Raw genomic sequence first — 13,235 nt, forward strand, 5'->3', positions numbered from 1 at the left:
AGCCTGTCGCTCAAGGGCACCGCCGATGCCGGCAACCTCGTGCTGCTGTACGTCAACGGCGAGCTGGCTGCCAGCGTGGTCGCCGATGAAAGCGGCAACTGGAGCACCGAACTGCCGCTGGCCGGCGATGGCGAGAAGGTCATCACCGCCAAGGCGCAGGATGAGGCCGGCCGTCACAGTGAAGAGACCGCTCCGGTCTCCATCACTCTCGACACCATCGCGCCGGAACAGCCGGACGTAGTGACCGCCGAGGACAACACCGGCGCCATCACCGGCCCGATCGAGCCGGGCAGCGTGACCGACGAAACCCAGCCGACCCTCAGCGGCTCGGGCGAGCCGGGCGACACCGTCAGCATCCTCGACAAGGGTGAGGTGATCGGCACCGTCGTCATCGACGAGAACGGCAACTGGGAGTTCACCCCGGAACAGCCGCTGGAAGAGGGCGACCACAGCATCAGCGTGGTGATCACCGACCCGGCCGGCAATGCCAGTGAACCCAACGAGTCGCTGGACTTCACGGTGCAGGCCCAGGTACCGACCCTTACCCTCGACTCGGTGTACGACGATGTCGAAGGCATCGTGGGCGAGATCGCCCAGGGCGGGTTGACCAACGACGCGCAACCGATGCTGTCCGGCACGGCCGGCAATGGCGCGGTGCGGGTGCTCATCCATGACGGCGAGGTCCTGCTGGGCAGCGCGCTGGTCGATGGCGACGGCAACTGGCAGTTCGAACTGCCGGAGCTGGCCGACGGCGAGCACAGCCTGCGCCTGGTGGCCGAAACCGCCAGCGGTACGCCGAGCGCAAGCCTCGAATGGGGCTTCACCGTCGACACCGAGGTGCCCGGCGTCGTCAGCGGCCTGGACCTGGTCGACGACGAGCCGCTGATCACCGGCACCATCGCCCAGAGCGGCCTGACCAACGACGCCACGCCGACCTTCAGCGGCCAGGCCAGTGGCGCCCAGTGGGTGAACATCTACGACGGCAGCCTGCTGATCGCCAGCGTCGCCGTGGACGCCGAGGGCAACTGGAGCTTCACCCCGGACGAGGCGCTGTACGAAGGCGTGCACCGCTTCAGTGCCGCGGCCGTGGACGAGGCCGGCAACGAAGGTGCGCGCAGCGTTGGCTGGAACTTCACCGTGGATATCACCGCACCGGGCCGGGTCACCAACCTCGGGCTGTACGACATGATCGGACAGAATCCGGAGACGGACTGGGGCGATGTGCCGAACGGCGGCAAGACCGACGACCCCTGGCCGAACTTCTACGGCCAGGTGGACACCTTCGGCGTGAAGTACGTGTACGTCTACGACAATGGCACCTTCCTCGGCTCGGCCACGGTCAACCAGCTCACTCTGGAGTGGGCCTTCGAGCCCTACCTGCAGCTGTCGACCGGAAGCCACAGCTTCCAGGCCTGTGCCGTGGATGAGGCTGGCAACATGGGACCGCTCAGCGACGCCTGGGACTTCACGGTGGCCATTCAAGCGTCGCCCTACCCGTCGATCATCAATGTGTATGACGACGTCGCGGGCGTGTTCCTGCAGAAGGAGGACTTCACCGAGGATACCAATCTGACGGTCAAGGTTTCCTGTGCCCCGGGCAACCTGGTGACGCTCTACGCCAACGGCGTGGCGGTGGGTTCCCATGTGGTGGACGCGGATGGCTACTGGACCTTCTCCACCGGTGAACTGGCCCACCTGGCCAAAGACGATGGTTCGGTGGACCTGGTGGTTGGCGCCGAGGACCTGCCGTCGTCCGGGCCTTACACCATCTTCCTGGAGGACAGCGTACTGCAGCCGCAGGTGCTGGCCGAGCCTTACGAGGCCGGCGATGGACTGGTGGCGGGGCTGCTCGGCGCCCTGGCGTCGGGGCAGGAAGCCCGCGCCGAGGCGAAGCCGTTGTCGCTGGCGGACCTGCTGCAGGCCCGGGAGCCGGTGGCCGAGCCCGCCGCGCCCGAGCTGCTGAGTGCAGCCGCGGCGCCGGCGGCGCCCGCGGCCGAGCCGGTGGTCTTCGACAACCCGCTGGTGAAGCAGGACCTGCTGGCGCTGCAACAGCAGCACCTGGTCTGACCCACCCGGCCCCGGCCGACGCCTGGCGTCGGTCCGGGGTTCCTACCCAGGCGGCATGGGCCCTGGCCCATGCCGCCTTTTTTTGTGCGCCATGCAGCGCGCCGACGGACGTCGGCGGACTTTAGGGCACGCCTTAGATACATCGTTGGGATGGCTTTCTAACATCGCCGCACGCCTGCGAACCGGTTGGCCCCAGGGCATACGGGCAGGCGCATGCCAACAGAAAACTTCAGGAGTAGTACATGACCGTCAGCAAGAACCCGTTCCGGGATGTCGCGGCCTACGCCGTGTCTCAGGACGAACCCGTCATTCCCGTGGCGCCGCCCGCTCCGAACATCCAGTATATCCTCGATGACACCGGAAGGCCCGAGTACCAGGGCATGGTCCAGCTCAACGGCTACACCGACGACACTACCCCATCCATCGTCGGCAACGGTGCCGCGCCGGGCGACACGATCAAGGTCTACCATGGCGACCGCCTGCTCGGCAGCACCACTGTCCAGGGCAACGGTTCCTGGCGCTTCACCCCGAGCGAGCCGTTGCTGGACGAGGGTATGCAGGTGCTGCGCGCCACCGCCACCGACAAGGACAATGGCCTGGAGAGCGGCTACAGCTCGCCCTTCACCTACATCCTCGACCGCACCCCGCCATCGGCCCAGGCCACGATCAGCAATGTCGCCGAAGCCAGTCCGGAACAGCCGCTGGTGACCGCCGACACCTCGCCGTTGCTCTACGGCACCCTGAACGTACCGCTGGCCGCCAACGAGAAGCTGCAGATCAGCCTGGACACCGGCGTCACCTGGCAGGACGTCGACACCGTCAGCGGCGGCTACTGGCAATACCAGGACGTGCGCGAGCTGCAGAACGGCAACTACACCTACCTGATGCGCAGCATCGACGCCGCCGGCAACGAGGGCGCGATGACCGCCCAGCAGATCACCATCAGCCGCGAGGTGGCCCCGCCGCCGCTGGAAGGCATCAAGGTGTACATCACCGGCATCACCCCGGACACCGGCGTTGAAGGCGACTTCATCACCAGCGCCTCGAAGATCACCCTGATGGGCACCCTCAGCGAGGAGCTGCCGGCCGGCGCCAAGCTGCAGGTCAGCGTCGACGGCGGCCAGACCTGGAAGGTCGTGCAGGCCTTCGGCACCGACTGGATCTACATCGATCCCAGCGTGCACAACCTCGGCACCCAGGTTCGCTACGAAGTGCGCGTGGTCGACGCCCAGGGCAAGCCGGTGGCCAGCGCCTACGCGGCCCAGGACGTGCTATTCGACGCCGGCGTGCCGCTGCCGGAAATGCACACCACCATCGATCTGGGCACCGACACCGCGGTGGAGATCGCCGGCCAGTACAGCAATGCGCAGACCGCGCAGAACAACGACTTCATCACCCGCGACAACAGCGTCACCCTGTCCGGCAAGCTGAGCGCGGCCCTGCAGATCGGCCAGCACCTGCAACTGTCCCTGGACGGCGGCAAGACCTGGCAGACCATCATGTCCAACGGCGGCCAGCTGTGGAGCTACACCAGCGACCCGCTGCTGGCCAGCCAGCGCCTGGACGTCGAACTGCGCGTGGCCGACAACAGCGGCAGCACCCTTGGCCTCGGCGAGCGCACGCTCATCGTCGACCTCGACTCGCCGGTGCCCTTCGCCTTCGCTCCGCAGATCGCCTCGCTGACCTCCAGTGGCGAGCGCGCCTACTATTCCAGCTCCCAGTATGGCCTGGCCGAAGCCGGCGCCACCGTGGCCCTGGTCCAGGACGTCAACCGCGACGGCCGCTACCAGGAAGGCCTGGACAAGATCGTCGGCCATGCGGTGGCCGGCAACGACGGCCGCTGGAGCTTCGATGCCATCCTCGCCGATGGCCAGCAGCAGCTGGGCTTCGTCACCTGGGACGTGGCCGGCAACAACTCCGGCTTCGGCCCGCAAGTGCTGACCGACGCCCACCGTCCGGTCAACGAGGTGGGCGCCAGCGTCCAGCAAACCAACTGGGGTGGCGCGGTCCAGTCCGAGCGCGGCTCCAATGCCGCGGCCATGACCATGAGCGCCGATGGCACCTGGTCGTTCTTCCAGAGCACCGGCTATGCGCTGAGCTCCGACACCTACAAGAACGCCGGCCACGTCTACAGCGGCTACGACCGTGAAAACTACCGCGCCAGCTACCTGAGCGAGCCGAGCAAGGTCACCGCCGACGGCCACGGCAACATGATCTCCAGGGCCACTTTCGCCGACTACAACCGCGATGGCCTGATGGACGTGATCGGCCACGTCAGCGGCAACTCCGCGAACCTGCCGGTATGGACCGCGAAGGCCGACGGTACCTACACCGCCGGCTGGGCGAACAACCCGAGCTCGCTGAACATCGGCGGCGTCATCGCCTGGGACGGCAACGGCGACGGCTATACCGACTTCATCGTGGTCGACAACAGCATCGGCAAGTGGGGTTTCAACCTCCTCCGCAACGAGAACGGCGTACTGAAAGGGGAGAAGAAGAACAACACCTGGTGGGGCTCCGAGATCAGCGGCGTCGACCTGGACAACAACGGCACCGTGGACCTGGCAGGGCACAACGACCAGTACGGCAATACCGCCCTCGCCGTGCTGCTGACCCAGGATGATGGTTCCTTCGGCAGGGAGCAGACGTTCGGCAATATGTTCCGCAGCGACAGCGCCAGCCGCACGGAGCACAGCAACCTGTCCACCGCCATGACCTGGGCCGACTTCGACGGCGACGGCGACCTGGACCTGTTCCTGGCCCGCGGCAGCCAATCCTCCACCGGCAAAAAGGGCAACGCCGACGACAGCCGCATCTACCTGAACAAGGGCAATGATGCCAACGGCAAGTGGCTGGGGATCGACAACGAAAATCCGCTGTTCTTCAACGACTTCCTCGGCCAGAACCAGGACGGCCAACTGGTGCATTTCGACGGCGGCGTTTCCTTCGCCGTGGACTGGAACCACGATGGCAGGATGGACGTCATCGAGGCGCCGCGGCAGAACGCCGTGAAGTCCGCCTCCAACGCCCCCATGTCTCCGGTGCTGTTCCTCAACCAGGGCAATGGCGACTGGATGAACACCGGCAAGCTGCTGGCCAACGAGGCCTACGGCAACGTCACCGGTGCCGTGGCGGTGGATTATGACTTCGACGGCGCCGTCGACCTGCTGCTGTACCGCACCTCCGGCGAGAAGCACCTGGGCATGATCACCGACTCGGCGCCCACGGTACTGATCCGCAACGAGAACCACGTGGCCGAGGGCACCAGCCTGATCCTGCGCATCCTCGACAAGAACGGCCTGAACAGCTACTACGGCAACACCGTGCAACTGTTCGACTCGGCCGGCCGCCTGGTCGCCACGCAGGTCATCAACCCGCAGTCCGGCGTCACCAACGACAGCTCCGGCCTGGTCTACTTCTACGGGCTCGACTCCAGCGAGGTCTACAGCGCCAAGCTGCTGGCCGCGAAGATCACCGGCCTGGCCGTGCCGGGCAGGTTCGAGGAAGACCTCGGCCTGACCGACCCGACCTGGGGCAACCTGGTCGCCGGCGCCACCGATCACGCCTACGTGCTTACCGCCGGCAAGCCGACCGTGAGCTTCGACAGCCAGGGCGCCGGCACCGTGGGCAGCGGCTACAACGACAGCTTCACCGCCACCGAAGGCAACGATGTCATCAATGGCGGTGGCGGCTGGAACTACCTCACCGACGGCAGCAAGGTCTGGAGCGCCACCCAGGGCATGGACGTGGTCGACTACCAGCACGCCCAGCAGGGCGTGCAGGTCAACCTGCAGAGCGGTCAGTCGGTGGGCATGGGCAACGACACCCTGCTCAACATCGAAGGCCTGAAGGGCAGCGCCCATGCCGACGCCTTCATGGACAACGCGGCCAGCAACCGCTTCGAAGGCCGTGGCGGCGACGACGTCTTCTACCTCTTCGGCGGTGGCAACGACACCCTGGTCTACCGTCCGTCCAGCGGCTGGGACATCTCCGCCGATGGCGGCAACGGCCATGACGTGGTGTTCGGCTTCGGCCTGGGCAACGTGCTGAACAACAGCAACGCCGACATCGTCGACCTGCGCGGCATGCTCGGCTACGGCGGCCCGGTCAGCCTGGTCAAGGATGAGGGCGTGCTGCAGCTGGATGCCTCGTCCCAGGGCCTGCTGGACTACCTGTCGACCCGCGTCGAGGGCAACAACACCATCCTCAGCGTCGACCGCGACGGCATCGGTAGCCAGGTCGGCTCCACCGACCTGGTCCACCTGATGGGTATCCGTACCGACCTGCTGACCCTGATCCAGAACCACCAGATCATGGTCTGAGGCCCCGAACCGCCCCGGCGCCCATGCGCCGGGGCACTCATCCGTTCTGGCGGCGCCGGTTTTCTCCCCCTTGATGGCGCCGCTTTTTTTCGCAGGGGCACGCTTGTTCGCGAGCTTCGGAACAGGCACGGCGTCTTTCGTCGACATTCAGAAAAATCTGGCCGATGTAGGTCTTTTTACTGCTCCTGAATCGGACATCCCCGGTATTTCCACCCGCGCTCCGCCCTGTAGAAAGACCGTCCGCCCCAAGACAACACAAGTGGTCCCTACCTTGAGTACCGAAACACCGCTGTTCCGCACCGAGGCCCTGCAAGGGCAGAGCGCCCAATGGCTGGGCTCGATCATCCTGATCCGGCCGCTGTCCTTCAGCGTGCTCACCGCCCTGGCCACCCTGTTCGCCCTGCTGGTGATGGGCTTCTTCATCTGGGGCAGCTACACCAAGCGCAGCACCGTGGTCGGGCAACTGCTGCCGGTCAACGGCCAGGCCAAGGTGCACGCGCCGCAGATGGGCGTGATCATCGAGAAGTCCGTGCGCGAAGGGCAGAAGGTCGAGCGCGGCCAGACCCTGCTGCGCCTTTCCAGCGAGCGCTACAGCGGCCAGGACCAGGCGGTGCAGGCCGGCATCAGCCACCGGCTGGAGGCCAGCCGCGAGTCCCTGGAGCAGCAACTGGAGAAGCTGCAGCGGCTGCAGGCCGATGAACGCCGCAGCCTGCAGGCCAAGGTCGTCAGCCTGCGCGACGAACTGGCCACCCAGGCCGCCCAGTTGCACAGCCAGCGTCAACTGGTGGCCATCGCCGGCGACGCCGAAGGACGCTACCGCGGGCTGATGGAGAAAGGCTACATCTCCATGGACCAGTTCCAGCAGCGCCAGGCCGACCAGCTCGGCCAGCGCCAGACCCTGCAGCGCCTGGAGCGCGAGCGCATGGCGCTGCAACAGCAGTTGCGTGAGCAGCAGGCCGGCCTCGACGGGCTCGACGCGCGCCATGCCAACCAGAGCGCCGAACTGCAGCGCCAGCTCAACGGCGTGCACCAGCAGCTGGGCGAGAGCGAGGCCAAGCGCACCCTGCGCATCGTGGCGCCGGAGGCGGGCATCGCCACCGCGGTGCTGGCCGAGGTCGGCCAACTGGTCGACCCCTCGCGGCCGCTGCTGAGCATCGTCCCGGAGAACGCCGAGCTGGTCGCCGAACTCTACGCGCCGAGCCGCGCGGTGGGCTTCATCAAGGTCGGCGGCCCGGCGTTGATCCGCTACCAGGCCTACCCGTACCAGAAGTTCGGCCAGTACCGCGGCAAGGTGCTGTCCATCTCGCGCACCTCGCTGCCGTACAACGAGCTGGCGGCCATGGCCGGCAGCGTGCCGGGCGTGGGCCAGAGCGGCGAGCAGTACTACCGCATCCGCGTGCAGCTGGACGAGCAGCAGGTGAACGCCTATGGCCAGCCGCGCCCGCTGCAGAGCGGCATGCTGCTGGAAGCCGACCTGCTGCAGGAAACCCGAAAACTCTACGAATGGGTCCTCGAACCCCTCTACAGCCTGACCGGCAAACTCTGAGGAACGTGCCGCATGGCTATCTTCGACTCCCTGGCGCTGCGCTTCGGCCGGCGCCTGCCCATCATCCAGCAGACCGAGGCCGCCGAGTGCGGCATCGCCTGCCTGGCCATGGTCGCCGGCTACCACGGCTGCCACAACGACCTGCGCGAGATGCGCCAGCGCTTCAACGTCTCGCTCAAGGGCATCACCCTCAAGCAACTGATCCAGGCGGCGCAGCAGCTGGGCATGGCCACGCGCCCGCTGAAGCTGGGCCTGAATGATCTGCCCAAGCTGCGCACGCCCTGCATCCTGCACTGGGACTTCAAGCACTTCGTCGTGCTCAAGTCGGTGAGCCGGCGCGGCGCGGTGATCCACGACCCGGCCCACGGCATCCGCAAGCTGGATCTTGCGGCGCTGTCGCGCTCCTTCACCGGGGTGGCCCTGGAGCTGTGGCCGGACACCGACTTCCAGAAGAAGGAGGCCAAGCCGAGCCTGCGCCTGCTCGGCATGCTCGGCAAGGTCAGTGGCCTGTACCGTTCCCTGGGCCAGGTGCTGCTGCTGTCGCTGGCCCTGGAGGTATTCGCCCTGGTCAGCCCGTTCTTCATGCAGTGGACCATCGACAACGTCATCCCCAGCAACGACCGTGACCTGCTCACCACGCTGCTGATCGGCTTCGGCCTGATGATGCTGATGCAGCAGGCCATCAGCGCGGTGCGCCAGTGGGTGGGCATGCACATGGGCACGCTGCTCAACGTGCAGTGGCGGGCCAACGTCTTCACCCACCTGCTCAACCTGCCCACGCAGTATTTCGAGAAGCGTCACCTGGGCGACATCGTCTCGCGCTTCGGCGCCGTCGACAGCATCCAGGGCACCCTGACCTCGGCCTTCCTGGTGGCGGTGCTCGATGGCCTGATGACCGTCGCCACCCTGGCCATGATGTTCGTCTACAGCCCGATGCTGGCCTGCATCGCCATCGTCTGCATGACGCTCTACGCGCTGGTGCGCTGGGCCTGGTATCAACCGCTGCGCAATGCCACCGAGGACGAGATCATCCATGCCGCGCGGCAGCAGACGCACTTCCTCGAGACCATCCGCGGGGTCCGTCCGCTGAAGCTGTTCCAGCGCCAGGACGAGCGCCGCGCCACCTGGCTGAGCCTGCTGGTGGAGCAGATCAACGCCAGCCTGCGCACGCAGAAGCTGGGGCTGTTCTACAGCCAGGTCAATGGCCTGCTGTTCGGCATCGAGAACCTGCTGGTGATGTACCTGGGGGCGAGCATGGTGATGGATGGGCATTTCACCGTGGGCATGCTCATGGCCTTCCAGTCCTACAAGGGCCAGTTCGACGGCCGCGTGGGCAGCCTGATCGACAAGTTCTTCGAGCTGCGCATGCTGCAACTGCAGGGCGAGCGCCTGGCCGACATCGTCCTCGAGCCGCCGGAGCAGGTCGGTGGCGGTGCGCCCCCCGAGGTGCTGCAGCAGCGCGAGTTCAGCATCGAACTACGCGACCTGCGCTACCGCTATTCGGAAAACGAGCCCTATGTGCTCGACGGCATCGACCTGAACATCCGCGCCGGTGAATCGGTGGCCATCGTCGGACCGTCCGGTTGCGGCAAGAGCACCCTGATCAACGTCATGCTCGGCATCCTGCCGCCCTCCGGCGGGCAGATCCGCGTGGCCGGCATGGAACTGTCGCAGATCGGCCTGGACGGCCTGCGCAGCGTGGTCGGCACCGTGCTGCAGGACGACAGCCTGTTCGCCGGCTCGCTGGCGGAGAACATCGCCTTCTTCGACCCAGCGCTGGACATGGAGCGGGTGATGGAGTGCGCGCGCCTGGCGGCGGTCCACGACGAGATCATGGCCGCGCCCATGGGCTACAACACCCTGGTCGGCGACATGGGCACGGTGCTGTCCGGCGGCCAGAAGCAGCGCGTGCTGCTGGCCCGGGCGCTGTACAAGCAGCCGAAGATCCTCTTCCTCGACGAAGCCACCAGCCACCTGGACGTGGACTGCGAGCGCCGCGTCAACGAAGCCATCCGTTCGCTGAGCATCACCCGGGTGATGGTCGCCCACCGCCCGGAGACCATCGCCTCGGCCGACCGCGTGGTGCTGCTCGGTGCCGGCCGGGTGAGTGCGGAACAACGCAACCACCACGACCTGGAGGGCGCACCGCTATGAAGCGTCTGCTCCTGTGCAGCCTGGTACTGGGCGCCAGTCCCGTGTTGGCCGGGCCGGATGTATTCCGTACCGAGCGCTCGGTGGCCGCGGAAAACATCGCCGAGTCGCACCGTGGCGGGGTGGCTTGCCTGTTCAACGCGCCGACCGGGGAACTGGCGCTGGACGAGGCCATAGAGCGGATTCTCTGCCACGATCCGCAGACCGCCCAGGCCTGGGCCGAGGCCAAGGCCCAGGCCGCGCAGTTGGGCGTGGCCTGGTCGGCCTACCTGCCGCGCCTGGGCGCCAGCCTCGGCAGCAGTGACGGCCGTAGCCGTACCGACTACCTGGATTTCGACGGCGTCGAAAGCTCGGCGCGCCAGAAGTCGCTCAATGCCAACCTCGAGCTGAGCTGGGTGCTGTTCGATTTCGGCCGGCGCCGCGCCGCCCTGCGCAGTGCCCGGCAACTGCTGGTGGCGGCCAACGCCAGCCACCAGGCGATGCTGCAGAGTGCCTTCGTCGACGCCGCGCAGACTTACTACGACGCCCTGGCCGCCCAGGACACGCTGACCGCCGCGGAGCAGGTGCGGGACATGGCCGCGGAGAACTACCAGGCCGCCGATGCCAAATATGCGGCCGGGGCAGCGGCGTTGTCGGACCGCCTGCAGGCGCAGACCGCACAATCGCAATCGGAGCTGCGCCTGGTGCGCGCCCGCGGCAACCTGGACAACGCCCTCGGGGTGCTGGCGCTGCGCATGGGGTTGCCGGCGGAAAGCCGTTTCCAGCTGACCAGCGAGCTGGCGCTGATGCCCGACACCACCTTCGTCAGTGCCATCGATCGCCTGCTGGCCCAGGCGCGCGACCGGCACCCGCAGCTGATCGCCGCCCAGGCCCGGGTCGAGGCCGCCAGCCAGAGGGTGCACGAGGTTCGCGCCGAGGGCCTGCCGACCCTGGCCCTGACCGGTAGCCTCAGCCACTCGCGCAATGATCTGCCACGCACGCTCAATGGTGACACCCGGCAGCGCGATACGAGTATCGGCCTGCAGCTGAACATCCCGCTGTTCGAAGGTTTCGAGCGCAACTACCGGGTGCGCGGTGCCAAGGCCGAGGTCCAGGCCAGCCGCGCGGCCCTGGCCGGTACCGAGCAACAGGTCTCGCTGCTGGTCTGGGGCAGTTACCAGCGGCTGATGGTGGACAGCCAGAGCCTGAACAGTACCGACGCCCTGGTCGCGCAATCGCGCCAGGCGCTGGAAGTGACCCAGGGGCGTTACCGGGCGGGCGTCGGCAGCATGATCGAGCTGCTCAACGCCCTCAGCGCCTACGCCGACGCCCGCGAACAGCACATCCGGGCGCTGGCCGACTGGCAGAGCGCCCGCCTGCAATTGGCGGCCGGGCTCGGTCGCCTGGGGTTCTGGGCGCTGCGCTGAATGCCTGCGGGCAAGGCCCGGCCCCCGCTGACATCGACACTGAAGCCGCGCTGGAATCCTCCAGGCGGCTTTTTTTCTGCCCGCGGCGCAGGCTGCTATTGACCGGGTGAGCTGCTGTTGAGGGGCGCTTGTACGAAGTGGCCGAGTTCGGCCGTTTACCTGACACCTGGCTTCCTAATATGCCTGTTCTCAGGGGTTTATTAATCGCTGTGGGTACTCATGAAAATAAACTCCAGGTGTCATTGCATTTCATGCACTTGATATCGCCGCCTGCTGTTGGCGGGCGGTGTATGCATTACCAACTTCAGATCCATCAACCTGCAAGGAGTCCATCATGCAAGAACTCAACAGCCAGGAACTCGAAATGATCGCCGGCGGCGCCACCACCGGTATCCTCGACAGCATCGGCGGCGGCCTGCTCGGTATCTTCGCCGGCGCCATGGGCACCGCCTGGCGCGGCGGCACCATCGCCATCAACAACTTCGGGGGCATCGGTCATATCCTGGCGCCGGCCGCCGGGATCATCGTCGGTGCCTTCGGCACCATCTGGGGCGCGGTCTTCGGCCTTATCAACGGCATCGCCCAGGGGACCGGCTCCCAGGTCCAGGCGCTGGGCGATGTATGGAACGACATCATTGGCCTGCCGGGTTCGGCCACCGGCCAGGGCTACGACGGTTATCTCGGTGGTGGCACCGGCAATGGTCCGCGCTGATTGACCGATTAAAGCAACGCAGCCACCACCAGGCGGTGGTGGCTTCCGACATTCTCCAGGTACTGCCTGTCGTTCGCTGCTGTTGGAAACTTCCCGGTTTCCGGCGTTGTGCAGGATTCAGCAGTTTTATTGAAACGAGCCGCATGAGAAGTCCTTGTATGAAAATTCCAAACTATCGGGTTGTATTCTGCCGGCCATATCCTGCGAATTCCTGATGATGGCACTTTCGAGTGTTTTTGGGTTGTCATCAGTAGTTTGATCAACAAGAATTTACCTGTCGCATCGGCCTTGTGCTTGTTGCGAAATAGCCGGCGCCGAAATTGTCGCGGAGTCTCCGCGTGGTAATTGAAATGGCCTTGGGCTGAAGTACTTCCGGTTGATCAACAAGCCACGATCCTTGGCTGGGCTTTTGCCGTGGATATTGGTTGTTGCGGATCATTCTTGGAAAGCTTCAGACGGCCTTGCTATTGCTGTTCATATCGGTGGCGGTATGTCGAGAAAATGAGCCGTGATTTGAAAGCGGCAATTCTGTTAGCTGCAAGGAGTCTATCCAAATGCAAGAACTGAAAATGCAAGAAATCGAGATGGTAGCGGGCGCGGGTATCATCGAGGACGTGGTCGGTCGCATCGGTGCGGCCATCATGCTGGTCCCGCTGTCCCTCAGCACCGGTGTCGCCAAGGGCGTGGTAACCGGTGGCTCCGTGGGTGGCATCCTGGGCGTTGGTGTCGCCAGTGGTGCCTTCGGTGGTGTCATCGGTGGCGTTCTTGGCGTCATTCATGCGGTTACCTACGGTCTGGTGAATGGCTGGGACATGTCGCTGCAAACCTTCAACGGCAACGCAGAAGGTTGGTGGCGCATGGATTACCCGGCACCGCAGGTCGGCAACGGCGGCGGTCTGCTGGGCGGCCTGATCGGCGGCAGCGGCGGCAACGGCGGTTCTGTGAGCCCGCGTTGATCCCCAGAAGAGGCCATCGCCCATCGGGTGGCCTTTAGCTGTCTCGGAGCCTGCCGGTAAACGGCAGGCTCTGTC

Annotated in this window: 8 protein-coding genes; 7 read left to right on the plus strand and 1 reads right to left on the minus strand. The window is 65.9% G+C overall.

Going from position 1 to position 13,235, the window contains the following annotated elements:
• The 6 genes from VV867_RS04860 to VV867_RS04885 form a co-directional block, all read left to right on the plus strand.
• Positions 1-2,067 (plus strand): Ig-like domain-containing protein (locus VV867_RS04860; RefSeq protein ID WP_328565755.1); only part of this gene is annotated, 2,067 nt, incomplete at its 5' end.
• 242 nt (positions 2,068-2,309) lie between these two features.
• Positions 2,310-6,389 (plus strand): VCBS repeat-containing protein, encoded by a 4,080-nt coding sequence (locus VV867_RS04865; RefSeq protein WP_328565756.1) that lies wholly within the window; start codon positions 2,310-2,312, stop codon positions 6,387-6,389.
• A 289-nt stretch (positions 6,390-6,678) separates the two neighbouring features.
• Complete coding sequence (locus VV867_RS04870) at positions 6,679-7,935, plus strand: HlyD family secretion protein (RefSeq protein ID WP_328565841.1); 1,257 nt, start codon at positions 6,679-6,681, stop codon at positions 7,933-7,935.
• A gap of 12 nt (positions 7,936-7,947) precedes the next feature.
• Positions 7,948-10,089, plus strand: coding sequence for a peptidase domain-containing ABC transporter (locus VV867_RS04875; protein WP_275629786.1), 2,142 nt, complete (start codon positions 7,948-7,950; stop codon positions 10,087-10,089).
• Positions 10,086-11,492, plus strand: a complete 1,407-nt coding sequence (locus tag VV867_RS04880) for a TolC family protein (protein ID WP_328565757.1) — start codon at positions 10,086-10,088, stop codon at positions 11,490-11,492. The genes VV867_RS04875 and VV867_RS04880 overlap by 4 nt, the downstream gene beginning before the upstream one ends.
• Positions 11,493-11,826: 334 nt before the next feature.
• Entirely contained in the window at positions 11,827-12,204 is a 378-nt protein-coding gene (locus VV867_RS04885; protein ID WP_177412040.1) for a hypothetical protein, read from the plus strand.
• Between the two features lie 8 nt (positions 12,205-12,212).
• On the opposite strand, the gene VV867_RS04890 is transcribed toward VV867_RS04885, so the two are convergent.
• Positions 12,213-12,467, minus strand: a complete 255-nt coding sequence (locus VV867_RS04890) for a hypothetical protein (protein WP_328565758.1) — start codon at positions 12,465-12,467, stop codon at positions 12,213-12,215.
• Positions 12,468-12,758: 291 nt separating this feature from the next.
• On the opposite strand from VV867_RS04890, the gene VV867_RS04895 reads away from it, so the two are divergent.
• Entirely contained in the window at positions 12,759-13,160 is a 402-nt protein-coding gene (locus VV867_RS04895) for a hypothetical protein (RefSeq protein ID WP_109933529.1), read from the plus strand.
• Positions 13,161-13,235 lie beyond the last annotated feature (75 nt).

It is taken from the genome of Pseudomonas sp. JH-2 (genome assembly GCF_036231725.1).
In the GTDB taxonomy this organism is placed as follows: Bacteria; Pseudomonadota; Gammaproteobacteria; order Pseudomonadales; family Pseudomonadaceae; genus Pseudomonas; species Pseudomonas delhiensis.

Excerpts from the sequence above, each read along its gene's own strand:
- VV867_RS04865 (WP_328565756.1), top strand. The coding sequence starts at position 2,310 with ATGACCGTCAGCAAGAACCCGTTCCGGGATGTCGCGGCCTACGCCGTG.
- VV867_RS04875 (WP_275629786.1), top strand. The coding sequence starts at position 7,948 with ATGGCTATCTTCGACTCCCTGGCGCTGCGCTTCGGCCGGCGCCTGCCC.
- VV867_RS04880 (WP_328565757.1), top strand. The coding sequence starts at position 10,086 with ATGAAGCGTCTGCTCCTGTGCAGCCTGGTACTGGGCGCCAGTCCCGTG.
- VV867_RS04885 (WP_177412040.1), top strand. The coding sequence starts at position 11,827 with ATGCAAGAACTCAACAGCCAGGAACTCGAAATGATCGCCGGCGGCGCC.
- VV867_RS04895 (WP_109933529.1), top strand. The coding sequence starts at position 12,759 with ATGCAAGAACTGAAAATGCAAGAAATCGAGATGGTAGCGGGCGCGGGT.